General features: G+C 68.5%; 18 protein-coding genes. 3 read left to right on the forward strand and 15 right to left on the reverse strand.

The genetic code is table 11. The annotated features are described in order from the left end of the window. Positions 1 to 5 precede the first annotated feature (5 nt). Positions 6 to 1,004 carry a YcjF family protein gene (locus C7455_RS07425; protein ID WP_109667009.1) on the reverse strand — a complete coding sequence of 333 codons (999 nt, stop codon included), beginning with the start codon at positions 1,002 to 1,004 and terminating at the stop codon, positions 6 to 8. Between the two features lie 103 nt (positions 1,005 to 1,107). After that, a complete protein-coding gene (locus C7455_RS07430) occupies positions 1,108 to 2,520 on the reverse strand; it encodes a YcjX family GTP-binding protein (protein ID WP_170119024.1) in 1,413 nt (470 codons plus the stop codon). 122 nt (positions 2,521 to 2,642) lie between these two features. On the opposite strand from C7455_RS07430, the gene truA reads away from it, so the two are divergent. Beyond that, positions 2,643 to 3,410, forward strand: coding sequence for a tRNA pseudouridine(38-40) synthase TruA (truA, locus tag C7455_RS07435; protein WP_109667011.1), 768 nt, complete (start codon positions 2,643 to 2,645; stop codon positions 3,408 to 3,410). A gap of 99 nt (positions 3,411 to 3,509) precedes the next feature. Here the strand turns inward: truA and C7455_RS07440 are convergent, their stop codons facing one another. From C7455_RS07440 to C7455_RS07460, 5 genes are all read right to left on the reverse strand, one after another. Beyond that, positions 3,510 to 4,574: a DUF2235 domain-containing protein gene (locus tag C7455_RS07440; protein ID WP_170119025.1), complete on the reverse strand. Its 1,065-nt coding sequence runs from the start codon at positions 4,572 to 4,574 to the stop codon at positions 3,510 to 3,512. Next, positions 4,561 to 6,855 (reverse strand): xanthine dehydrogenase family protein molybdopterin-binding subunit, encoded by a 2,295-nt coding sequence (locus C7455_RS07445; protein WP_109667015.1) that lies wholly within the window; start codon positions 6,853 to 6,855, stop codon positions 4,561 to 4,563. Before C7455_RS07445 ends, C7455_RS07440 begins: the two co-directional genes overlap by 14 nt. 123 nt (positions 6,856 to 6,978) lie before the next feature. Next, positions 6,979 to 9,111 (reverse strand): selenide, water dikinase SelD, encoded by a 2,133-nt coding sequence (selD, locus tag C7455_RS07450; protein ID WP_109667017.1) that lies wholly within the window; start codon positions 9,109 to 9,111, stop codon positions 6,979 to 6,981. 73 nt (positions 9,112 to 9,184) lie between these two features. Beyond that, positions 9,185 to 11,593 carry an ATP-dependent helicase HrpB gene (hrpB, locus tag C7455_RS07455; RefSeq protein WP_109667019.1) on the reverse strand — a complete coding sequence of 803 codons (2,409 nt, stop codon included), beginning with the start codon at positions 11,591 to 11,593 and terminating at the stop codon, positions 9,185 to 9,187. A gap of 7 nt (positions 11,594 to 11,600) precedes the next feature. After that, on the reverse strand, positions 11,601 to 12,302 hold the full coding sequence (locus C7455_RS07460; RefSeq protein ID WP_170119026.1) for a DUF3108 domain-containing protein: 702 nt from the start codon (positions 12,300 to 12,302) through the stop codon (positions 11,601 to 11,603). A 115-nt stretch (positions 12,303 to 12,417) separates the two neighbouring features. On the opposite strand from C7455_RS07460, the gene meaB reads away from it, so the two are divergent. Continuing rightward, positions 12,418 to 13,410: a methylmalonyl Co-A mutase-associated GTPase MeaB gene (gene meaB / locus C7455_RS07465; RefSeq protein WP_109667023.1), complete on the forward strand. Its 993-nt coding sequence runs from the start codon at positions 12,418 to 12,420 to the stop codon at positions 13,408 to 13,410. A gap of 33 nt (positions 13,411 to 13,443) precedes the next feature. Here meaB and C7455_RS07470 read toward each other — a convergent pair whose 3' ends face one another. The 5 genes from C7455_RS07470 to dnaG form a co-directional block, all read right to left on the reverse strand. Continuing rightward, positions 13,444 to 13,713: an HlyU family transcriptional regulator gene (locus tag C7455_RS07470; protein WP_109667025.1), complete on the reverse strand. Its 270-nt coding sequence runs from the start codon at positions 13,711 to 13,713 to the stop codon at positions 13,444 to 13,446. A gap of 74 nt (positions 13,714 to 13,787) precedes the next feature. Next, the gene (locus C7455_RS07475; RefSeq protein WP_109667026.1) at positions 13,788 to 14,198 is read right to left on the reverse strand and encodes a globin domain-containing protein; all 411 of its coding nucleotides are present in this window, start codon (positions 14,196 to 14,198) and stop codon (positions 13,788 to 13,790) included. Positions 14,199 to 14,287: 89 nt separating this feature from the next. After that, positions 14,288 to 14,521 carry an RND transporter gene (locus C7455_RS07480; protein WP_109667028.1) on the reverse strand — a complete coding sequence of 78 codons (234 nt, stop codon included), beginning with the start codon at positions 14,519 to 14,521 and terminating at the stop codon, positions 14,288 to 14,290. A 99-nt stretch (positions 14,522 to 14,620) separates the two neighbouring features. Then, on the reverse strand, positions 14,621 to 16,615 hold the full coding sequence (gene rpoD / locus C7455_RS07485) for an RNA polymerase sigma factor RpoD (RefSeq protein ID WP_109667030.1): 1,995 nt from the start codon (positions 16,613 to 16,615) through the stop codon (positions 14,621 to 14,623). A 109-nt stretch (positions 16,616 to 16,724) separates the two neighbouring features. Continuing rightward, the gene (dnaG, locus tag C7455_RS07490) at positions 16,725 to 18,665 is read right to left on the reverse strand and encodes a DNA primase (RefSeq protein ID WP_109667530.1); all 1,941 of its coding nucleotides are present in this window, start codon (positions 18,663 to 18,665) and stop codon (positions 16,725 to 16,727) included. A 147-nt stretch (positions 18,666 to 18,812) separates the two neighbouring features. Between dnaG and C7455_RS07495 the strand changes: the two genes are divergently transcribed. Then, positions 18,813 to 19,223 carry a hypothetical protein gene (locus C7455_RS07495; protein ID WP_109667032.1) on the forward strand — a complete coding sequence of 137 codons (411 nt, stop codon included), beginning with the start codon at positions 18,813 to 18,815 and terminating at the stop codon, positions 19,221 to 19,223. On the opposite strand, the gene C7455_RS07500 is transcribed toward C7455_RS07495, so the two are convergent. The 3 genes from C7455_RS07500 to C7455_RS07510 are packed head-to-tail and all read right to left on the reverse strand — an operon-like array spanning position 19,220 to position 23,002. Continuing rightward, positions 19,220 to 19,777 (reverse strand): sarcosine oxidase subunit gamma, encoded by a 558-nt coding sequence (locus C7455_RS07500; protein WP_109667034.1) that lies wholly within the window; start codon positions 19,775 to 19,777, stop codon positions 19,220 to 19,222. The genes C7455_RS07495 and C7455_RS07500 overlap by 4 nt on opposite strands. Further along, positions 19,770 to 22,739, reverse strand: coding sequence for an FAD-dependent oxidoreductase (locus C7455_RS07505; RefSeq protein ID WP_109667037.1), 2,970 nt, complete (start codon positions 22,737 to 22,739; stop codon positions 19,770 to 19,772). Before C7455_RS07505 ends, C7455_RS07500 begins: the two co-directional genes overlap by 8 nt. After that, positions 22,736 to 23,002 carry a sarcosine oxidase subunit delta gene (locus C7455_RS07510; protein WP_109667039.1) on the reverse strand — a complete coding sequence of 89 codons (267 nt, stop codon included), beginning with the start codon at positions 23,000 to 23,002 and terminating at the stop codon, positions 22,736 to 22,738. Before C7455_RS07510 ends, C7455_RS07505 begins: the two co-directional genes overlap by 4 nt. Between the last annotated feature and the right edge of the window lie 4 nt (positions 23,003 to 23,006).

The following is a 23,006-nucleotide window of genomic DNA, read 5'->3' on the forward strand; positions in this document are numbered from 1 at the left end:
CGCGCTCACTCCTTTTGCCCGAACAGCCCGGTCAGGGCCCGCCTGACCAGCGATGTAACGCTCGGGCGACGGTTGTCACCAAAGGGCAGTGGGCGGCAGACCTCCATCGCGGCAACGCCCACGCGCGCGGTCAGCGCCCCGTTCACCACCCCCTCGCCAAAGCGGCGCGAGACCTTGGACAGGATCGAGCCGCCCGCGACAGACCCGATCAGATCATCGCCGATCGCCACCGCCCCGGTGGCGACCAGATGGGTCAGCACCGCGCGCGTCAGCCGCAAGGACCCCAGCGTGCCGGACCGCCCGCCATAGATCTCGGCGATGCGCCGGATCATGCGGATATTGGCGGTCAGTGCGGCCACCACATCGGCAAGTGCTATGGGCACCAGCGCGGTGACGGTCGCCACCTGCCGCGCGGCGGCTTCCACCTCGGCGCGGGCAGCCGCGTCAAGCGGCAGCAAGAGCTGCGCCTCGGCCAGCGCCAGCAGGCTGTCGGCGTCCAGCACCTCAAGCCCGCGTTGCGCCAGTTCGGCGCGCGCCAGCGCCAGCTCGGGCCGCGCCCGGTAAAGCGCATCCAGCCGCGCCATCACGCGCCGCGCCATAGGCAGATCCGCCGCCGACAAGGCCGCCTCCGCCTCGCGACGCAGATCATCAAGGCGGCCCAGCCGTGCAAAAGCCGCTGCCTCGCGCAGCGCGATCAAGATCAGCGTGACAAGAACCAGACCCACCAGCCCAGCCGCCACCCCGCCAAGAAGCGGGTTCGCCGCCAGCAGGCCTGTCACGAAGCCCCATGCCGCGAGCGACGCCGCAAAGGTCACCAGCGCCAGCAACGCTCCCCAAAACAGCCGCGACAGCCGGTTGGGTCGGCGCGCGGCCAGTGTCGCCGCCATCTGCATCGCCCGCCCCTCTGGCACAGGTATCGGATCGGGCACGGGGGGCGCGTCTTGCGGCGCAGCCTTCGGCCCCTCGTCCAGCTCGATCAGGATCGGGCCCTTGCGCTCGCTCATGGACCTCCTCCTTGCTTCTCTGTTTCCAAAATATCCCGGGGGGAGGCGCCAAAGGCGTCGGGGGGCAGCGCCCCCCTTGCTTGGCCAATTTGAAGGACCGCCCTCACAGCCTGTCTCCCAGCAAGAACTCCGCCGCCCGGTCCAGTCTGATATGGGGCGGGCCATCGCCCGGCCGCAGCGACAGGGGCGCGGGCGCAAAGCGCATCACGCCGTAATCGCCATCGAGCCAGCGATCGGCCCCCGACCGCGCGGGCGTCAGCAGGGCCGCCGGATCCGTCGGAAGGTCGCCCGGATGCAGCGCGGCCTGTTTGCCGCTGTCCAGCAGCGTGCCGCGCACCAGCCCCATCTCGGCGCCGTTCACGCTGCGGACCTCCTCCACCGTGGCGCGCAGGGCCGCGATGGCCATCGCCTGCGTCTGCGCCCCCGCGAAATCGGCGCGGCGGCGCGCGTCGGCGACCAGCGCCGCCATGATCGCGGCCAGCCGGTCGTGTTGGGTGTGGTGAAGGTGGTCGGCCTTGGTCGCCGCAAAGAGGATGCGATCGACGCGTTTTCCACCCAGCAAGCCCGAGAGAAACGCGGTCCGACCCGGCCGGAATGCGCCAAGGATGCCCGCCAGCGCCTGGCGCAGATCCTCCAGCGCCTGCGGACCCGCATGGATCGCGCCAAGGGCGTCGACCAACACCACCTGCCGGTCGATACGGGCGAAATGGGCGCGGAAGAAGGGCTTGACCACCTGCGCCTTGTAGGCCTCGAACCGGCGGGCAAACTCGCGCGCCAGCGACCCGCGCGGGGCGGCCGAGGGCGGCAATGGGGCGAAAGTCAGCGCGGGCGAGCCCTCCAGATCGCCGGGCAGCAAGAACCGGCCCGGCGTGCAATCGGAATAGCCCGCGATCCGTGCGGCCTGCAGATAGGTGGTCCAGTCGCGCGCCAGCACCGCCGCAGCGGGTTCCATCAGGGGCGCTGTCGGGTCCGTCGCCTCCAATCGCGCTCGGTAGGCCGCGGCCTCGAAGCGCGCCTCGGCCCGCGTCAGGGCCTGCGCGGACCAGCTTGCGAAATCCTGCTCGAGCAGCGCCAGATCCAGAAGCCATTCGCCGGGGTAGTCCACGATGTCCAGATGGACGGTGCGTGGCCCCGACACGCCGCCCAACAGCCCCGTTGGCCGCACCCGCAGCGACAGGCGCAGTTCCGAGACAGACCGCGTGCTCTCGGGCCAATGCGGCGTGGGGCCGGTCAGGGCGGCCAGATGGGTCTCGAAATCGAAGCGCGGCACGGTATCGTCGGGCTGGGGCTGCAGGAATGCCGCCTCGATCCGTCCCGAACGCGCGGCCGCAAGTCCCGGCATCCGGCCCCGATCCAGCAGGTTGGCGACCAGCGAGGTGATGAACACCGTCTTACCCGCCCGGCTGAGGCCGGTCACGCCCAACCGTATCACCGGCTCGAAGAACAGGCCCGACATGCCTCGGGCCACGCCCTCGATCTGGCGTCCGACTGCGTCGGCGATGGTTCCGATGACCACGGCACTGGCCCCTTTCGTGCATTCCTCCCGAGAGTAAGCATCGCGTGTCGCCATTGCGAGGGGGCGATTGACCTGTGGCTTCCCCCTTGGCGCGGGCGCGGCTTTGGGCCTAAGTGCCGCCCATGCCCAGATATGCCCTGAAACTCGAATACGACGGCGAACCTTTTGCCGGGTGGCAGCGACAGACCGACCAGCCCAGCGTTCAAGGCGCGCTGGAGGCGGCGCTGGCCGCGTTGGAACACGACGTGCCCTCGGTTGCGGCGGCGGGGCGGACCGATGCGGGGGTGCATGCTTTGGGTCAGGTCGCGCATGCCGACATGACCCGCGATTGGGACCCTTTCCGCCTGTCCGAGGCGGTGAACTGGCATCTGAAACCCGCCCCTGTCGCGGTCGTGGCCTGCGCTCATGTGCCGGGTGACTGGCACGCGCGCTTTTCGGCGATCGAGCGGCGCTATACCTACCGCGTGATCTGCCGCCGGGCGCCGCTGGTGCATGCGCGCGGGCAGGCGTGGCAGGTGAAGCATGATCTGGACGTCTCGGCCATGCGCGCGGGGGCCGCCCATCTCGTCGGGAGGCACGATTTCACCACTTTCCGCGCGGTGCACTGTCAGGCGCAAAGCCCGGTCAAGACGCTCGACCAAGTGGTGGTGGAAGAAGTCGCACAGCCCAATGGCCGCGAGATCGTGTTTCATCTGCGCGCGCGGTCGTTCCTGCACAATCAGGTGCGCTCGATCGTGGGCACGCTGGAGCGGGTGGGAGCGCGCGCATGGTCGCCCGAGGACCTGCGCGCGGCCCTTGCGGCCCGCGACCGCGCCGCCTGTGGGCCTGTCGCGCCACCCGAGGGGCTGTATCTGACGGGCGTGGGTTATCCTGAGGACGTGTTTGCGTGACACGCACATCAGGTCGGGCGTTGCGCCCATTTGCAACGTCATGCCGTGCATATTTTTGGAAAGATGAAGCCTGTCGGGCGTACCTGCCGCCGGTCGGTGTCAGGCCGGGGCAAGCGGCAGGCGCAGCCCGCGCGTGACGGCGGCGGCGCGCGCCGATGGGTGCAGTCGTTCGGAGGGATCCAACCCAACGGGCCGGGCATGGCGCAGGAAAAACAGCTTGCCAAAGCCCCGGTTCATGCCGATGGCGGGCGCGGCCGCGTTGGTGACGAAGCGCTGGCGCCAGTGGACGGGCAGGGGCAGGCCCGCCGCCTCGGCCTCGGCCAGCATCCAGACGAGCGCGATATTGGACAGCGGGCGCGCGGCGGCAATCCCGGCCAACTGGCCACCAACATCGCCATGGCTGCCGCGAAACCAGACCTGTTGCACCCGGCCGCTCTTTGCCTGCTCTGCTGTTGTCTGCCACATCACGGGTGCATAGGCGTCGCGCCGCTCGGACAGGGCGAGCGCATGACGGGCGATTTCGGTCGCGGGGCCGAGCGCGTGGGAATGGAAGGCGTGGGGCATCGGCACGATCCGCCACAGACCCGGCCAGCGCAGGCCAAGTGCGCGCACCGTGTCATAGACGCCGAGAAACCGGATCGGCACCCCGGGGTGGCAGAGCGCCGTCTTGATCGCGCGAGCTTCCGGGCTGTCGGGCGCCTCGCGGTAGAGGTCATAGACCCGGTCCAGCGTCTCGGGCGCGATCTGTGCCGCGCGCAGCAGGCCCAGCCGGTCGATCAGCCCGGCGAGCGAGCGCAACGCATAGGCCCCGCGCGAATAGCCCATCAGCATGATCGTGTCGCCGGGGCGGTAGTTGCGTGCCAGAAACAGGTAGGCGCGCTTGATCTGGCGGTTGATGCCGATGCCCGCCATCACCTCGACCGACCGTTTCCAGCCGCGCCACTGGATGCCCGGCTCGTAGTAGAGCGTCACGGGCGCATTGCCCGGCAGATCCTGCAGCAGGCGGTAGGTCAGCCCGATATTGGTCTCCTCCCCCCGGCGCAGGCTCGACATCGTGCCATCGAGCAGCACCACATGGGTCACGGGCTGACGGATGTCGGGCAGGCGCGGGGGCGCGCTGCGGTAGCCCGCGAGCCGGGTGCGAAGGCGGCTATTCGGCGGCAAGCGCCTTTCCTTCTTGCAGCATCGCCCAGACGCGGGCGGGGGTGAAGGGCATGTCGACCTGCCTGAGCCCCAAGGGCCAGAGCGCATCTTGCACGGCATTGGCCACGGCGGCCAGCGCGCCGACCGTGCCGGCCTCGCCGCAGCCCTTCATGCCCAGCGGATTGGCGGTCGAGGGCACGGGTTCGGTGTAGAAGGCGATGAAGGGCGTGTCATCGGCGCGCGGCATGCCGTAGTCCATGAAGCTTGCGGTCAGCAACTGGCCGCTTTCGTCAAAGACCACATGTTCGGTCAGCGCTTGGCCGATGCCTTGCGCGATGCCGCCATGGACCTGCCCCTCGGCCAGCCGCGGGTTCATCAGGTTGCCGAAATCATCGACCACCGTGTAGCGGTCGACGCGGGTGGCGCCGGTGTCGCGGTCGATCTCGACCTCGGCGATGTGGCAGCCGTTGGGGTAGGATCGGCCGGGCAGGGTGGTTGTGCGGGTCGCCGTGGCGACGCCGGGCTGGCCTGCAGCGCGGGCGCGGGACGCGGCTTCGAGCAGGGTGATGACCACGTTCGAGCCGGGCGCGCGGAACACGCCCTCAACCGCGTCGAATGTCATGTCTTTCTGGTCCATGTCGGTGCTCAGGAAAGCACGCAATTGGGAAATAAGTGTGTCCGCCGTCGCCCGCATCGCCATGCCTTGCACCGTCACCGAGCGCGACCCGCCTGTGCCGCCGCCGCTGGCGATCCGGTCGCTGTCGCCTTGCACGATCTCGATCGCCTCCAACGGCAACCCGGTCTGGTCATGGAGCAGTTGCGCATAGACCGTCTCGTGCCCCTGACCGTTCGACTGGGTGCCGACATAGACCCGCGCGCCGGTCTCGGTGATCTCGATGGTGGCCGCCTCGCTCGGGTCGCCTAGGATGCTTTCGATGTAATAGCAGATGCCAAGGCCGCGCAGTCGGCCCTGCGCCTCGGCCTTGGCGCGCCGCGCGGCGAAGCCTGCCAGATCGGCCTCGACCTCGGCGCGGGCCAGCACGCGGGGGAAATCGCCCACGTCGTAAAGCTCGCCCGTGGCGCTGCGATAGGGGAAGGCATCGGTCGCGATGAAGTTGCGCCGCCGCAGGTCGAGCGGGTCGACGCCCAGTTCGCGCGCCGCGAAATCCATCGCGCGTTCCAGCGCATAGATCGCCTCGGGCCGCCCCGCGCCACGATAGGCATCGACCTGCGTGGTGTTGGTGAAGACGCCGCGGTTGCGGAAATGGTAGGTCTGCACGTCATAGGGGCCGGTCAGCACCTTGGCGTAGAGCGCAGACTGAATGTTCTGCCCGAATTCCGAGACATAGCCGCCGAGGTTCGAGATGCTGTCGGTGCGGAACGCCACCAGTTTCAGGTCGGCGTCGAAGGCCAGCGTGGTTGTCACGTCCAGATCGCGGCCCGCGTTGTCCGACAGCATCGCCTCGGTCCGGTCCGACATCCAGCGCACCGGGCGGCCCAGCAGGCGCGCAGCATGGGCGACAAGGAAATGCTCGGGATAGCCCATTCCCTTCATGCCGAAACCACCGCCGACATCGGGGTTGGTCACGCGCACATCCGCCTCGGGCAGGTCCAGCCAGCGGATCAGATCGGCCTTGATGTCCCACACGCCCTGCCCGTTGAAGGCCAGATGCAGCCGCCCGCCCTCGACCTCGGCATAGCAGCCGCGCGGTTCCATCGAGTTCACGATCACCCGGTTGTCGTGGCTGGTGTGGGTGATGATATGGGCGGCGCCGGCGATGGCGGCCTCGGTCGCCGCCCCGTCACCAAGGGTGAACTCATAGGCGATGTTGTCGGGGGCCTCGGCGTGGATCGTCTCGCCACCCGGCGCGAGGTCGATCTTGGCGGGCCGTTCGTCGAGGTCCAGCTCGATCAGCTCCGCCGCATCCCGCGCGGCAATCAGGCTGTCGGCCACGATGAAGGCGACCGGGTCGCCGACGAAACGCACCCGCCCCTCGGCCAGAATCGGGCGCACGGGGGCGGCGGGCTTTGCGCCCTTGGTCTTGACCAGCGCATAGCGCATCGCGTTCTTCAGCCCCGCCCCGGTCAGGTCCGTGGCGGTCAGCACCAGATGCACGCCGGGGGCGGCGCGTGCCGCGCCGACATCAAGCCCGTTGATGTCGGCGTGCGCCTGCGGGCTGCGCAGCACGAACCCATGCAGCGCATCTTGCGGAGCAATATCGTCGACGTAGCGGCCGCGACCGGTCAGGAAGCGGCTGTCCTCCAGACGTGTGACCGGCTGGCTGGTTCCGAACTTGCTCATCGCGTGCATTCCTTGGTTTGGTTGGACTGCGGCCTTTCGGGGGCCGACTGTCCCGTTGGGGTGCGACACTAGGCTCACAGGCTCCGGTGTCCAGAGGTGTCCCTGCCTTGGCGTCCGGTTGCCTCACGCAAAGCGGATCACCGTGTCTTGCGTTATGCCCCCGATCCGCGCCGCGTCGAACCCTGCCTCGCGCAGGGCATCGACAAGGGCGCTGGCCCGCGCCTCCGGCACCGCGGCCAGCAAGCCGCCCGCCGTCTGCGGGTCAAAGATCAGGGCGGTCAGCGGCAAATCCGCCGCTTCCACCCGTCCAGCCAGCGCCGTCCTGTTCTGCGCCCAAAGGGTCGAGCGCACCCCAAGCCCGGACAATCGGGGCGCGCCCGTCAAGAGCGGCACGGCGGTCATGTCCACCTCGGCCCCTGCGCCGGATGCCGCACAGATGTTGCCAAGATGCCCTGCCAGCCCGAACCCCGTCACATCCGTCATTGCATGCGCCACGGGGGACAAGATGGCCGAGGCCGTGCCCTGCGGCATGAGCATCTGTGCCCATGTCGCCGCCACTTCTGCGCCGGTGGCCCGCATCTGCATCTCGCCGGCCAGCACCACGCCGGTGCCGATCGCCTTGGTCAGGATCAGCGCGTCGCCAGGGCGCGCACCCGCCAGCGTCACCGCATCGCGCTCCAGTAGCCCCGTGACGGTGAAGCCCAGCGTCAGCTCCGTGCCCATCGAGGAATGGCCGCCCACGACCTCCACCCCTTCGGCGGCGAACACGTCGCGCGCCGCCACCATGATCTCGTCGAGCCACGCGCCCTGCATCCGTGGCGCCATGCGCGGCAAGATCACGGTGGCCAGCGCTGCCTGCGGGCGCGCGCCCATCGCCCAGATGTCGCCCATGGCGTGCACGGCGGCCACGCGTGCGACCAGCGCCGGGTCCTCGGCAAAGCCGCGCAGATGGTCGGTCGAGATCACCTGCCGCGCGCCACCCGTCATCAGCACCGCCGCGTCATCGCCGGGTTCCCCGCCAAGGATGCCCGTCAGCGCCCCGGCCCCCAGCTTGGCGCCGCAACCGCCGCAGGGGGCAGGCCCCGCCATCTCCTGCGCCACGCCCTTGGCGGCTCCGGAGGGGGGCAGGGTGCGCGGCATCGGGGGCAACTCGCGCAACTTGTCCATGAATCGCTGGTCGATCCGGTCCTTCCAGCGCCACATCAGCGGCCCCGCAAACACGACCCCGCCCTTTTCGGCCAGCGCCGATTTGCCGCCCAGCGAAACCAGCTTGAGGAAATCGCGCTGCGGCTTGAACCGCCGCCGTTGCGCGCCCACCAGATCGGCGCGCAGGTTCCACGCCAGAACCGGGGCCGCGCGCACGGCAAAGACGCCCGCCTTGGGGCGGGGCGCGTGGCTCAGGTACACGCAATCGCCCGCGCCGTAGATCTGAGGATGGCTGACCGAGCGCAACTGCGCGTCGACGACCATGTAGCCATCGCGCATCTCCATCCCGCAGGTGGCGAGCCACGGGTGCGGCACTGCGCCCGCCGCGCCCACGATCAGATCGGCTTCGACGCTGCGCCCGTCCGCGAGATGTACCGTGCCTGCCGTCACACGGGCGGGCGCTGCCCCCTCGATCCGCGCGATGCCGTAGCCCTCCATCGCCGCCATGAGCCGTGCGCGCGCCGGATGGCGCGCCAGGACCGCGCCCTTGTCGATCACCGCGACATCGGACGCGCGGCCCGACAGCCGCATCCGCTCGGCCATGGCCATAGCCAGTTCCACCCCCGCGATGCCGCCGCCGATCACCGCGATCCGCGCAGCGCCGGTGCCCGCGCAGAAATCCGCCCAGCGATCGGCGAGGCCGGCCAGCGGCTTGGCCGCCACGGCATGCTCGGCAAAGCCCGGCAGACCGGCCATGTCCGAGGTGATGCCGACATCAATCGACAAGAGGTCATAGGCGAGCGGTGCCCGCCCCGGCACCGCCACACGCCGCGCCACCGGGTCAATCCGGTCAACCGCGCCCAGGATCAGCCGCGCGCCCGCAAAGCGCGCGAGCCGCACAAGGTCTATCTCGAGCGCCGCGCGCGGATAATGCCCCGCGACATGCCCCGGCAACATGCCCGTGTAGGGCGCGGAGGGCCCCGGGTTCACCAGCGTCAGCCGCACGCCCGGCACCGGGGCCATCCCCCAGCGGCGCAGGACCAGCGCATGCGCATGACCGCCCCCCACAAGGACCAGCTCCTTGACCAGCGGCACCGTGCTCTCGCGCATGCTCCTGCCTTCTCTGTTTCCCAAATATCCCGGGGGAGCCCTGAAAGGGCGGGGGCAGAGCCCCCTGCACCGCCTACCGCCCGCGCGGCTTGGCCCGCAAGGTCGGATCTGCGCTGCGCGGGTCCTCGGGCCAGGGATGGCGCGGGTAGCGCGCCCGCATGTCTTTGCGCACATCGGCATAGGAGCCATTCCAGAAGCCCGGTAAATCTGTCGTGACCTGCACCGGGCGGCCTGCGGGCGAGAGCAACACCATGCGCAGCGGCACCCGGTCCGGGCCCACCACGGGATGGATCGTGGTGCCGAACACTTCTTGCAAGCGCAGCGCCACTTCGGGCACCTCGCCGGAATAGTCGATGGGGATCGCCCTTCCCAGCGGGCTTTGCCAGGCGGCAGGCGCCAGCCGGTCGACATCGGCCATGGCGGGGTGCCCCAGCCAGACGCGCAGCGCCTCGGACGGGTCGAACCGGGCAAGGTCCGCAGCACTTCGCTCGGTCGTGAGCCAGGGCGCGAGCCAGTCCCCCAAGGCTGACATCAGTGCCGCATCAGACACATCCGCCACGCCCGAGACAGCGATCCGCGCCCTGAGCAGCCGTGCCCTGTCGGTCCAGTTGAGCGCTGTCAGCCCCAAATCGTGGACACCCTCCAGCAGCGCCGCCGCAATTGCCTCGGGCGGGGCATCGCGCCATGTCCGATCCTCCAGCACGAGCGCGCCAAACCGCTCCTGCTGGCGCGCCTCGACCCGGCGGTGGCGTTTGGACCACACGCAATGATCGACCCATGCGATCCGGTCCGCATATAACGCCCGTAGCTCGCCCTCGCTGATCGCCACGGCCTGCCGCACCCGCGCCTCGCGCCGGTCGCCATCCAGATCGGTCGCCACGATCAGCCGTTGCCCGGCCAGCCCGTCGCCCTCGGGCATGATCGCGCCCGCGCCGCCCGAGAGGATGTAGCGTGGCGCATCGCCCGCGCGGCGCAGGCCGATGCGATCGGGATAGGCCAACGCCGTCTGCGCGCCGGGCGAGAGGGGCGGGCCGGCCTCGAAGCGATTGAGCCGCTTGGCTTCTTCCCGCACGCGCGCCACCACGCCACGATCGGCCCCCATACCGCCCGGATCGTCGAGCGCGCGCAGGCGCAACATCAGGTCGGTGCCTTGACCCCGCAGCGGATCGCGTTCGGCGAGAAGTGCCGCGAGGCGCGCGGAGCCGGCGCCCCCTGTCAGCACCATATGCCCCAGCCTCGGATGCAGCGGCAGGCGGGACAGTGCCCGGCCATGCTCGGTCACGCGGTCGCCCGCGACAAGCGCGCCCAACTCCGCCAGCAGCGCGCGGGCTTCGACCAGCGCGCCCTCTGGCGGCGGCGTGAGAAAGGCCAGCCCCTCGGCACTGCCCCAGATCGCCAGATCCAGCGCCAGCCCGGCCAGATCGGCCGCCGCGATCTCGGGCGGGGGGAAGGCGGGCAGGGCCCCCTCGGCCCCCTTGGTCCACATCCGGTAGCAGACGCCGGGTGCCACGCGCCCCGCGCGGCCGCGCCTCTGGTCGGCCTCGGCCCGGCTGACGGGTTCGGTGACCAGTCGCGACATGCCCGAGGCCGGATCGAACCGCGCTCGCCGTGCGCGGCCCGCATCGATCACCACGCGCACATCCGCGATCGTCAGTGAAGTCTCCGCGATGGCGGTGGCAAGCACCAGTTTGCGGCCCGAGGTCGCGGGCCGGATCGCGGCCCGCTGATCCTCGATCCGCATGGCACCGAACAGCATGTGGAGCGTGACATCGGCGGGCAGCGCGCGCGCCAGACGGGCGGCCACGCGCCGGATCTCACCCTCGCCGGGCAGAAAGACAAGGCAGCCGCCCTCGGTCTCGGCCAGCGCCGTCAGGATCTGACCCGCCACGGCATCCTCCAGCCGCTGCTCTTTCGGCACAGGGCGGTCGAGATGGCGTGTTTCGACCGGAAAGGCCCGCCCCTCGGAGGTCAGGAGCGGCGCATCGTCGAGGAGCGCCGCCACGGGTCCCGCGTCCAACGTCGCGGACATGACCAGTAGCCCCAGATCGGGCCGCAGCGCCTGCCGCACCTCCCATGTCAGGGCCAGACCCAGATCGGCGTTCAGCGACCGCTCATGGAACTCGTCGAAGATGACCATCCCCACGCCCGGCAGGTCGGGGCGGTCTTGCAACATGCGGGTCAGGATGCCCTCGGTCACCACTTCGATCCGTGTCGCGCCCGAGACCACGCTCTCGCCCCTGATGCGGTAGCCCACCGTTTGCCCGACCGGCTCGCCCATCACATCGGCCATCCGCTCGGCGGCGGCGCGGGCGGCCAGCCTGCGCGGTTCCAGCATCACGATGCGGCCTTTGACCTGATCCAGCAGGGCAGGCGGGACGCCCGTGGTCTTGCCAGCCCCGGGTGGGGCCTGCAGCACGGCGCGGCCATGGCTGGCCAATGCCGCGCACAGCGCGGGCAAGATGTCGTCTATGGGCAGGGGCAAGGGCGGTTCAGTCCCGTCTGACGATGCGGATCGGCCCCAAGAGAGACATGGCCGCCACCTCCGTCAACACGAAAGCCCCGTCTTGCGCGGCATAGGTCGCGGCGAAAGGGAAGACCCGGCGTTCGGCCATGTCCTCGGGCGGGAAGCCCGCGACGCGGGTATAGTGACCCTCGCAGCTCAAGATTTCGCCGCCCGTGGGCGGAGCGAGCGAAAGCTCGGACAGGCGGGCGCCGTCATAGACCGGCATCGACCAGCCGCAGGGCGCCGCCCCGCCCCGCACCACCCGCCAAAGCGCCGACAGCGGGTCGACCGTGCCCGTCGCCGCGTCCGGTGGCACCGCCTCGGCGCCCGGGGCCGGGGTCTGGCGCAGGATCTGTGGGGCGTCGCCCGCAAAACTGACCTCCACCGCCGAGACACGGCGCCCGGTGTCCACATCCTCGGCATAGCGCCGGGGACGGGGCGCGGCGCCAGCCATCACGCCCTCGGCCTGCAGCTGGAATCGCAGTCTGGCAAAGACACCGGCAAGCCCGGTCGACCGCACCTGCCCGGCCAGCGCGTAGGCGGCGTCGGTCTGGCGCGCGACCAGCGTGATCTCGGCCACGGACAGCCCGCGAAACAGAACGTCGAACCGGATCTGGTCCTGCGCGCGGGCCGGGGCGGTGGAAAGCCCAAAGGCCAGGCAGATCATCACGGGCAACAGGCGCGGCATCGGACCTCGGCAAGGACACTGGACAGCCCCCTGCGCAGGGGGGCAGATACGGGGGTAGACAAAGCGACCGGGCGCGCGCGGTGCGGCGAACCTAGGCAGGAAAGACGACCCTTCGATGACGGACACGAGCCCCCTTGCCGCCGATCTTGCGCCCCGCATCCTTGCGGGCGACCGGCGTGCCTTGGCCCGTGCCGTCACCTTGGTGGAAAGCACCCGCCCAGATCACCGTGCCGACGCCACCGCGCTGACCGAAGCCTTGCGCGGCCATGGCCGGCAGGCGCTGCGGATCGGGCTGTCGGGCACGCCGGGGGTGGGGAAATCCACCTTCATCGAGGCCTTCGGGATGGCGCTGGTCGAGGCCGGTTTGCGCGTCGCGGTGCTTGCGGTCGATCCGTCGTCCTCGCGCTCGGGCGGCTCGATCTTGGGGGACAAGACGCGGATGGACCGGCTGGCGCGCGAGCCCTCGGCTTTCATTCGCCCTTCGCCGTCTTCGACCCATCTGGGCGGCGTCACGCGCCGCACGCGCGAGGCGGTGGCGCTGTGCGAGGCGGCGGGGTTCGACGTGGTGCTGATCGAAACGGTGGGCGTCGGCCAGTCCGAAACCATGGTGGCGCAAATGTGCGACATCTTCGTGCTGCTCTTGGCACCCGCAGGTGGCGACGAGTTGCAGGGCGTCAAGCGCGGCATCATGGAAATGGCTGACCTGATCTTGGTGAACAAGTCCGATGGCGACCTGAAACCGGCGGCGACACGGACCGTGGCCGATTACGCGGGGGCGCTGCGCTTGCTCAGGAAGCGCCCGCAGGACCCCGATGGGTTTCCCAAGGCGCTGCCGGTGTCGGCCGTCACGGGCGACGGTATCGCGGGCGCGTGGGGCGACATGCAGGCACTGGCGCGCTGGCGCAGGGATCACGGATGGTGGGACCGCGCGCGTGCCACGCAGGCGGCCCATTGGTTCGAGGCCGAGGTCCGCGAGGGGTTGCTCGCCCGCCTGAAGCGCGACCCCGAGGTGCGGCGCGCGATGGAAGACAGGGCCGAGGATGTGGCCGCAGGCAGGGTGACGCCCGATGCGGCGGCAGCGGAAATGCTGGAGTGGCTCAAGGCGTAGGGTGCGCCTGAAGGCCAACCCTACGCCGTTGTGTCAGCCGAAAAGCCGCTCGCCCTGTTCGTCGATCAACTGCTTGGCCTTGCGGATCGAGAAGGTCTCGGCCTCTTCCGCCGACTGAACGGTGTCGGCGCGCAGAAGGTGATGGGTTTTCGTCTCACCGCCCACCTCCTTTTCGATCCTTGCCGCGATGCGAAATCCGCCCCCGCCCGATTGTGGCTCGGGGAAGATGCGGAAATCCTTGTAGACCTCGGGCTCCTTCGCGGGTTTGCCGCCGCCGCCGAAAAGTTTGGAGAAGAGGGACATGCGATCACGCTCCGCCTGTGATGGAATGGGTTATGCTAGCCGCCCGCATCCCAAAGGTGAAGCGGCCTGCGCCGTCAGGCGGCTTCGCCCGCCGTGATCATTTCCGTCGCAAGAAAGGTGATGCAGGCCTTCCAGGCTTGCTTGACCTCGGGTCCGAAGGCCGTGCCCATGGCGCGTTCCATCGACTCGATCAGGGCTGCGCTGACCAGTGCGTAATAGCCCGGCTCCACCCGAAAGCCTTTGTGGCGTCTGCCCAGATCGCGCACCACTGGCAGCAGGGCGTCGGGATAGCGCAGACCGTTGACCACATAGGTCAGCGTCTCGACCAGCTTTTTGCGCAGGCCCTGCATGTCCTTGGGAAACAACCCGCGCAGATGCGGGGAGACCCGGAACAGGCTTTCGTAGAAGTCTTCGGTGGTCTGGTAGGCCACGGGCACGAAGGCCTTGAACGATGTCTCGACGAGTTCAACTTGCTTGGGCGTCATGGCGTCTCCTTTGAACGGCTATTCCCCTCAACGGTGTCATGGCGCGGAATGATAGGGGCAGGGCCTTGCCCGGGCGGGGGGAACCGGCCTCAGCCTGCACGCCTGCGCCCGTGTGCCAGTTTCAGGACCAGCAGCAGCCACGGCAGGCCGTGCAGCAAGAGGTCGAAAATATCGAAGGGACGGGTGAGGGTGCCCGCCGCCAGCATCTTGAGCTTCTCCCAGATGTGCGGCTCGGGCGTAAAGGGCGAAAGACCGAGGGTGAGGCACAAGATGATGAGGATGGACAGCGGCAGGCTGTCAAGGAGGCGGCGCAGGGCGGTCATCGCTGAGCTCCCGCAGGGCGGGCAGTCCTGCCCACCCTTTCTTTCGACGGTGGGCAATCCTGCCCATGCGTCGCGGTGTCGGTGGGTAGATTGCCCACCCTACTGGTCGAGGAACGACCGCAGCTTGCGTGACCGGCTCGGGTGCTTGAGCTTCCTGAGCGCTTTGGCCTCGATCTGGCGGATGCGTTCGCGGGTCACGCTGAACTGCTGGCCCACTTCCTCGAGCGTGTGGTCGGTGTTCATCCCGATCCCGAAGCGCATGCGCAAGACGCGTTCCTCGCGGGGCGTCAGAGACGCCAGAACGCGGGTCGTCGTTTCCTTCAGGTTCTCCTGAATGGCCGAATCAAGCGGCAGGACGGCGTTCTTGTCCTCGATGAAATCGCCAAGCTGGCTGTCTTCCTCGTCCCCGATGGGGGTCTCTAGGCTGATCGGCTCCTTGGCGATCTTCATCACCTTGCGGACCTTTTCCAGCGGCATCTGGAGCTTTTCGGCCAGTTCCTCGGGGGTCGGTTCGCGGCCGATCTCGTGCAGCATCTGGCGCCCCGTCCGCACCAGCTTGTTGATCGTCTCGATCATGTGGACCGGGATGCGGATCGTGCGCGCCTGATCGGCGATCGAGCGGGTGATCGCCTGCCGGATCCACCATGTCGCGTAGGTGGAGAACTTGTAGCCGCGGCGGTATTCGAACTTGTCCACGGCCTTCATCAGGCCGATATTGCCTTCTTGTATAAGATCAAGGAATTGCAACCCGCGGTTGGTGTATTTCTTGGCGATGGAGATCACGAGGCGGAGGTTGGCCTCGACCATTTCCTTTTTCGCCTGCCGCGCTTCCTTCTCGCCCTTCTGGACCTGGTTCACGATCCGGCGGAATTCGGAGATGTCGAGGCCGACATACTGGCCGACCTGCGCCATGTCGTTGCGCAATTCCTCGACCTTGTCGCGGCTCCGCTCCATCAGCGCCTGCCAGCCACGGCCCGCTTTCGCGGCCATGCGCTCGCACCATGCCGGGTCAAGCTCGCAGCCGCGGTATTCGTCGATGAATTCGCGGCGGTTGATGCGGGCCTGATCGGCCAGTTTGACCATCGAGCTGTCGATCGCCATGATCCGGCGGTTGATGCCGTAAAGCTGGTCGATCAGCGCCTCGATCCGGTTGTTGTGCAGGTGAAGCTCGTTCACCAGCACCACGATTTCGGACCGCAACTGCTGATAGACAGCCTCGTCGGAGGCCGAAAAGCTGCCGTCCTCGTTCAGCGTGGCCGAGATACGCGCGTCCTGCATTTCCGACAGCTTGACGTAATCAGCGGCGATCCGGTCGAGAATGTCGAGAACGCGGGGTTTCAGCGCGGCTTCCATGGCGGCAAGGCTCATGTTGGCCTGCTCATCCTCGTCATCGTCATCGTCGCCACGACGCAGCGGGTTGCCGTCTGCGTCCAGCTCTTCCTCATCTTGGCCGCTGACCTCGACCTGCGGCTTGCCGCCTGCGATGGGCGCAACAACGGGTTCGTCCTCGTCATCGCCCAGCGATCGCCCGAAGGTCGCGTCAAGGTCGATCACATCGCGCAGCAAGATGTCTTCGTCGAGCAATTCGTCGCGCCAGATGGTGATCGCCTGAAAGGTCAGCGGGCTTTCGCAAAGGCCCGCGATCATCGTGTTGCGACCGGCCTCGATCCGTTTGGCGATGGCGATCTCGCCCTCGCGAGACAAAAGCTCGACACTGCCCATCTCGCGCAGATACATGCGCACGGGGTCGTCGGTGCGGTCGAGTTTCTCGGTTTCCGAAGACGCCAGCGCCACGTCGCGCGACGACGACAGCTCGACCAGATCGGTCGATCCCTTGGCACCCTCCTCGCCCTCCTCGGCCTCGTCATCCTCGATCACGTTGATGCCCATTTCCGACAGCATCGACATCACGTCTTCGATCTGTTCGGAGGACACCTGTTCGGGCGGCAGGACCGTGTTGAGCTGGTCATAGGTGATGTAGCCGCGCACACGCGCTTCGGCGATCATCTTCTTGACCGCGGTCTGGCTCATGTCGAGACCGATCTCGGTCTCGTCACCGTCCTGCTGCTTGCGATCTTCGGTGTCTTTGGCCATGGGCGGATGTCCTTTGGCGGTGCGTGGCGGTTACCCGGCGGGCGGTCAGACCGACGAATCTTTGCTACTGAAACTTATGTAGGGCGAATCACTGATTCGCCTAGGGCGGTTAGCGGCCTTTCTTCTCCCAGACGCGCGCCTCTATCAAGGCGCGCAGGCGATCGGACAGCGCGGCTGTGTCTTCGCCGACAGCGCTGCTTGCCTCGCCGCTTGCCGCGCGTCGCGCGGTCTGGCGCCGATGCACCGCGTGATTGAGGCGGCGGCCCAGCCGCATGTCGCCTTCGGGCGCGCGGTCCAGATCCTCCAGAGCCTCCGACATTTCGGACCTCATCGCGCGGTCGGCGGAATATTTGGCGAACTCCTCGGTCAGGCACAGCGCCGCCTTGGCGGGATCAGGCGGCCCCGAGAGGATCGGCGTGATCCGCAAGTGGGCCATCCCCCGCAGGCTTTCAAGGGCATGCGCAAGGCCCGCGGCGGCACAATCGGCGCTGACCCCGTCTTCGTCCCCGGCCTGCGTGGACAGCAGCACATCGACCAGCGCCACATGATCGGGATGGCGTGGAGCCAGCCGTTCCAGCTCCGTCTCGAAGCGCTCGATCAGGCCGGGATAGCGGCAGAGCGTGGCAAGGATCAGCATCACCCGCAGATCATCGGCCGACAAGGCGCCCGACCCCAGCGCCGAAGACCGCGTCTCGGCCAGCGGCATCTGGGCCTCGGCAAATCCGCGGGCGCGCCATTGCCCACGGTCCCGGCCCTGCGGCGCGGTCGGGCGGAACAATGCGCGGCGCAACTCGGCCAGCGCCTCGCCGTAATGGCGGCGCAGGCCCTGATCGGGGATCTTGCCTATGGCCTGCCGCAACCGCCCATCCAGCGCCGCGCGCCGTTCGGGGCTGTCAAAGACCTGCCCCTCGGTCTCGCGCCGCCACAGCATCCGCACCAGCGGCTCGGCGGTGTCGAGAAGCGCGCGCATCGCATCCGCGCCACGGGCCTTGATCAGGTCGTCGGGGTCTTGCCCCTCGGGCATCAGGCAAAAGCGCAGGGTCTTGCCCGGCTCCAGCATAGGCAGCGCCAGATCGACGAGGCGCAGCGCCGCGCGCAAGCCCGCCGTGTCGCCATCCAGCGCGATGATCGGCTCATCGGCGATGCGCCACATCAGGCGCAACTGATCGGCGGTGATCGCGGTGCCCAACGGGGCTACAGCGGCGCCAAAGCCCGCTTGCACCAGCGCGATCACATCCATGTAGCCTTCGGCCACGATCAGCGGCTGGCCCTTGCCCGCTGCCTCGCGCGCTGGGCCATGATTGTAGAGCGCGCGGCCCTTGTCGAAGAGCGGCGTCTCGCGGGAATTCAGATACTTGGCACGCGCGTCGGCCGCCATCGCCCGCCCGCCGAACCCGATGCAGCGCCCGCGCGCGTCACGTATGGGAAAGATGATGCGGTCGCGGAACGCGTCATAGGGCGCGCTGCCGTCGTCGGGCCGAGTGGCCAGCCCGGCCTCGATCACATCCTCGGCCGCGATACCCTTGGCCGTCAGCGCGCCAAACACCCCTTGCCGTGCGGCGGGGGCAAAGCCGATCTCGAACCGCTCGAGCGTCGCCGCATCCAGCCCGCGCCGGTCAAGATAGGCGCGCGCCTCGGCTGCGGCGGCTGTTCTGAGCTGGAGGCGGAAATGCGCCACGCCAGCTTCTGTCGCGGCCGCCAGCTTGGTGGCGCGGTCGATCCTCTCGCTGGCTTGAGGGTCGCGCGCGGGCATCGGCATGCCTGCCTCGCGGGCAAGCATTTCAACCGCTTCCATGAAACCCACATTTTCGGCCTGCTGGATGAACCCCAGCGCGTCGCCCTTGGCGTGGCAGCCAAAGCAGTAGTAAAATCCCTTGCGGTCATCGACGTGGAAACTGGCGGATTTTTCCTGATGGAACGGGCAGGGCGCCCACATGTCGCCCTTGGCCTGGTTCGACTTGCGGGTGTCCCAGATGACCTTGCGCCCGACCACCTGACTGATCGAGACGCGATTGCGCAATTCATCGAGGAAACCGGGGGGAAGCGACATGGGCGCAATATCGGCCTCCAGCCCCTGCCTGTCCAGATGCGCGCTGCGAAAGGCTGGGGATGAAACGCCCAAGGCTGTGCGCGGTCCGGTCGCAATCCTGCCCAAGTTTCCCGTCATTGTTTCGCCAACCACGGGTGACACAGCGCGATGATGCAGGACCTACAGCGATTTCTCGGACGCGATCAGGGCGCCGCCCGCGTTGAGGCGGTTTTCGCCGGCGTGGCGCTTGTGGTCGCGGCGGTGATGGCCGTTTTCCTTTTCGTGGCGGCCCCTGCGCCCGAGGCGGCGCCCGTGCGCAATGATCCCGTGGAAGAGGCGATGTCGCAGATGATGGGGCGCGAGATCCGGCAGTTCACGCCCCTTCAGGTGCGCTCGCGCTTTCAGACCTATCTCGACCCCAACGAACGGACCGACAGTCAGTTGCGCAATGCCCACCGCACATGGGCGGGCCGCGTCGGCGACCCCCGCTACGACCGGCCCGATCTTGCCAATGACATGTTCATCATGATCGACCACGCGATGCGCATCCGCGGGGTCCAGCCTCACGAGGGTCTTTAGTCCCCGATCGCCGCCCGGGCCGCGACGGCGGTCATCGCGCGTGCGACCTCGTGGACGGCCGTTTCCGCCATCGAGCGGAAGACCAGCAGCTCGAAGCGGTCGCCGCCGGGGTGCAAGATCAGCGTGTGCATATGGCCCAGAAGCGTCCGCCGCGCCGATCCCGGCGGGCAGGCGGCGGGCGCAAGGTCGATGGGCACCAGCCGCGCCAGCACCGCGCGGGCGGCCGACCCCTCAAGGATCATATGCGCCCAGCCGTCGGACTGATCGCTCAGCGCCGCGTCCCGCGACAGCTCCGGCGCGGGAGATGCGCCCATGAGGAACGCCTGATCCAGCCCGCTCCATGCGATCCGGACGCCTTGGAACGCGTGCAGGGTGCCCGGCGCGGGAAAGGGCAGGCCATGGCCCTGTTCCAAGGCATCGGACACCGCTTCCGTCTTGCCGCGAAGGGGCGCAATCGACCAGATCGGGGCAAGCGGCGCTTCGGTCAGGCGGGCGCCGGCGGTTTCCACCGGCACAAGGCCATGGGCGGGGGATTTGGCTATCAACTCAGCCACGCGCGCGCCCTCCGTCTTGGTCGAAGAAGACCGGGGCGCAGACCTCGCAGGGCGTCTGGATGCCGCGTAAGTGGTCGACGAGCGTGATGGCTTCGCCCATCCGCTCCGGGCCATGGCGCAAGAACCCCAGCCCGATCATGTGCCCCAGCGTGGCCGAGGAACCGACCGAGGTGACATAGCCCTGATCATGCGGCCGGGTGTGCGGGTCGCCCTTCGTGAAAAGCCGCGCGCCTGCGGTCAGGATGCCGCCTTGATCCACCGGCTTCAGCCCCACCAAGCGCTCGCGTCCCGGCTCCAGCAGGCCGGGGCGGGCGGCTGCGGGTTTGCCGATGTAGTCCTTTTTCGGCGACATCATCCCTTGCAACCCAAGGTCGTATGCCGTCACCCTGCCATGCATCTCGGCATGGGTCAGGAACCCCTTTTCTAGCCTGAGCACATTCAGCGCCTCCAGCCCGTAAGCGCCGCCGCCCAGCGCCTCGGCCCGCGCCACCAGATCGCGGTAGAGCGCGTCGCCAAAGCGCGCCGGCACCGCGACCTCAAAGGCCTGTTCGCCCGAGAAGGACACGCGGAAGAGCCGCGCCTCGATCCCGTGCACCCTCACAGCGCCGCAAGCCATGAAGGGAAAGCCCGCCGTATCAAGGGGCGTGTCGAGGATGCCGTTCAAGAGACTGCGCGCCAAGGGCCCCGCGACCGACATCTGCGCCCATTGCTCGGTGACGGAGATCACCCGCACATCCAGATCGGGCCGCAGCCCTTGGGCCACAAGCTCCAGATGCGCCATCACCTGTCCGGCGGCGGCGGTGGTCGTGGTCATCACATAGTGATCTGGCCCCAGTCGCGCCGTGGTGCCGTCATCCATCACATGCCCGTCCTCGCGCAGCATCAGGCCATAGCGGACACGGCCGACGGGCAAGGTGGAGAAGGTGTTCGTATAGACGAAGTCCAGAAACGCCCCCGCGTCGGGCCCCTGAATGTCGATCTTGCCCAAGCTCGAGACATCGACCACGCCCACCGACTGCCGCACCATCCGCACCTCGCGGTCGCAGGCCTGTTGCCATGTCGTCTCGCCCGGCGCGGGGAAATACGACGGGCGATACCAGAGCCCGGCCTCGATCATCGGCGCGCCCCGCGCCACCGTGGCGGCATGGCTCGTCATCTTGCGTTCGGGGGCAAAGCCGTGCCCTTCGCCGCCCGCACCCAAGGCGCCCATGGTCAGCGGCACAAACGGCGGCCGATAGGTCGTCGTGCCGGTCGCGGAAATGCTGCGCCCGGTCGCGTCGGCCAGGATCGCCAAGGCCCCGATGTTGGACGACTTGCCCTGATCGGGCGCCATGCCCTGGGTGGTGTAGCGCTTCATGTGCTCGACCGAGGCAAAGCCCTCCTGGGCGGATTGCGCGACATCCTTGGTGGTCACGTCATTGGCCAGGTCGAGCCAGGCGCGCCCCTTGGCCTGGACCTGCCACAGCGCCACGCCGTTCCCGGCCTCCTCCCCCGCCTGCGGCACGGGCACCCCGGGATCGGCCAGACCAAGCACCGCGATGGCGCGCAGGGCGGTGGTATGGCCGTCGCGCAGGCAGCCACCTGTCGACAGCGTGCCGTTGCAGGCCCCTGCCGGGTGCAGTCCCGGCACCGCGTCCTGCGCAGGGACGAACATGGCAGCCTCAGCGTTCCAGACCGGACGCGCGCCCAGATGGCAGGTCAGATGCAGGGTCGGGTTCCAGCCGCCCGACAGCGCAAGCAGGTCGGTCTCGATCCGCTGCTGCGACCCGCCCTGTCGCACGGTGATCTCGCGCAGGCCGTGGCGTCCGCGCGTATCGATGACCTCCGCGCCGGCGATCAGACGATAATCGCCCTGCGCGCGCGCCTCGGGACGCGGGTCGATCACCGTGCAGCGCCGTATGGCTTGGGCGATCTCGGGCCGCGCGATCAGCCCGGCGATGACCCGGTGCGCATCGTCATTGGTCACGAAAAAGCTGGGCGTTCGTCCGCACAGGACACCGAAGCCGTCAACGTAGCGCATGAAGGCTGACAGCATCATGATGCCGGGACGGTCATTGTTGGGAAAGGCGATGGGCCGTTCCAGCGCGCCGGTCGCCAGCACCGTCTGTCGCGCCCGGATGCGCCAGAACGTCTCACGCGGGAGGTCGGGATGCGCATCGGGTGACAGATGCAGCCCGGTGCGTTCCAGCGCGCCATAGCTGCCGCCGTCATAGATGCCCGTTACTGTCGTGCGGGTCATGATCCGGACGTTTGGCATCGCCTGAAGCGCGTTCAGGTAGAAAAAGGCGAAATCCTCGGGCGAGAAATGGGTGATGCCCTGTGCATCCCGGATCGGGTCGTCGAAGTGCCGGTGCCGGTTGTGCAGGGACATGTTTTCATCGACGAGCAGCACATCCGCCCCGGCCCTCGCGGCGACATAGGCTGCCATGATGCCGGTGATGCCCGCGCCGATCACCAGCACGTCGCAATGGGCAAAGGCCTTTTCCGACCGCGCGCCCCCATGGTCATGCGACAACGCGCCCAGACCGGCCGCGCGGCGGATCACCGGCTCGTAGACCCTTTCCCAGAAGCTGCGGGGCCACATGAAGGTCTTGTAGTAGAACCCCGCGCCCAGAAACGGATGCAGCAGATCATTGACCGCCAGAAGATCGCGCTGCAGCGGGCCGATGTGGTTCTGGCTGCGCACCTCCAGGCCGTCGTGGATTTCTTGCAGGGTGGCCCGCACGTTGGGCATCTGATCCGCGCCGGAGCCGATGGTGACCAGCGCGTTCGGCTCCTCCGATCCGGCGGTGAAGATGCCGCGCGGCCGGTGATACTTGAACGACCGCCCGACCAGCCTGATACCCTTGGCCAGAAGGGCCGCCGCCACGGTATCGCCCCTGTAGCCCTCGATCGGCTGGCCGTTGAAGGTGAAGACGATCCTTTCCGCCGGATCGCCGCGCCAGTTCGTGTCGATCCTCATCTTGCGGCGACCTCCCCGGCAAGGCGCGCGCCGGTGACGGCATGGGTGACGGTGTTGCGTTCCACCACCAGCCAGGCCGTGCAGCCCGCATTGTGGTGCCACAGCTCGCGCGTGGGACCGGCCGGGTTGTCGCGCAGATGCAGGTAGGCATCCCAAGCCTCGGGCGGCGCGTCGGCCTGCGGGCGGGCCAGCGTCACCGCGTGCCCCTTGCAGGTAAACTCGCGGCTGTCGCGCGGGCCGCAGACGGGGCAGGGGATCAGCATGCCT

The organism is Roseicyclus mahoneyensis (genome assembly GCF_003148775.1).
Lineage (GTDB): Bacteria > Pseudomonadota > Alphaproteobacteria > Rhodobacterales > Rhodobacteraceae > Roseicyclus > Roseicyclus mahoneyensis.

Bases quoted from the DNA above. Each gene is read 5' to 3' on its own strand.
- rpoD (WP_109667030.1), bottom strand. From the start codon at position 16,615: ATGGCCAAAGACACCGAAGATCGCAAGCAGCAGGACGGTGACGAGACC.
- C7455_RS07510 (WP_109667039.1), bottom strand. From the start codon at position 23,002: ATGCTGATCCCCTGCCCCGTCTGCGGCCCGCGCGACAGCCGCGAGTTT.
- meaB (WP_109667023.1), top strand. From the start codon at position 12,418: ATGACGGACACGAGCCCCCTTGCCGCCGATCTTGCGCCCCGCATCCTT.
- C7455_RS07460 (WP_170119026.1), bottom strand. From the start codon at position 12,302: ATGCCGCGCCTGTTGCCCGTGATGATCTGCCTGGCCTTTGGGCTTTCC.
- truA (WP_109667011.1), top strand. From the start codon at position 2,643: ATGCCCAGATATGCCCTGAAACTCGAATACGACGGCGAACCTTTTGCC.
- C7455_RS07495 (WP_109667032.1), top strand. From the start codon at position 18,813: ATGATGCAGGACCTACAGCGATTTCTCGGACGCGATCAGGGCGCCGCC.
- C7455_RS07425 (WP_109667009.1), bottom strand. From the start codon at position 1,004: ATGAGCGAGCGCAAGGGCCCGATCCTGATCGAGCTGGACGAGGGGCCG.
- C7455_RS07475 (WP_109667026.1), bottom strand. From the start codon at position 14,198: ATGACGCCCAAGCAAGTTGAACTCGTCGAGACATCGTTCAAGGCCTTC.
- C7455_RS07505 (WP_109667037.1), bottom strand. From the start codon at position 22,739: ATGAGGATCGACACGAACTGGCGCGGCGATCCGGCGGAAAGGATCGTC.
- C7455_RS07470 (WP_109667025.1), bottom strand. From the start codon at position 13,713: ATGTCCCTCTTCTCCAAACTTTTCGGCGGCGGCGGCAAACCCGCGAAG.
- C7455_RS07480 (WP_109667028.1), bottom strand. From the start codon at position 14,521: ATGACCGCCCTGCGCCGCCTCCTTGACAGCCTGCCGCTGTCCATCCTC.
- selD (WP_109667017.1), bottom strand. From the start codon at position 9,111: ATGCGCGAGAGCACGGTGCCGCTGGTCAAGGAGCTGGTCCTTGTGGGG.
- C7455_RS07445 (WP_109667015.1), bottom strand. From the start codon at position 6,855: ATGAGCAAGTTCGGAACCAGCCAGCCGGTCACACGTCTGGAGGACAGC.
- dnaG (WP_109667530.1), bottom strand. From the start codon at position 18,665: ATGTCGCTTCCCCCCGGTTTCCTCGATGAATTGCGCAATCGCGTCTCG.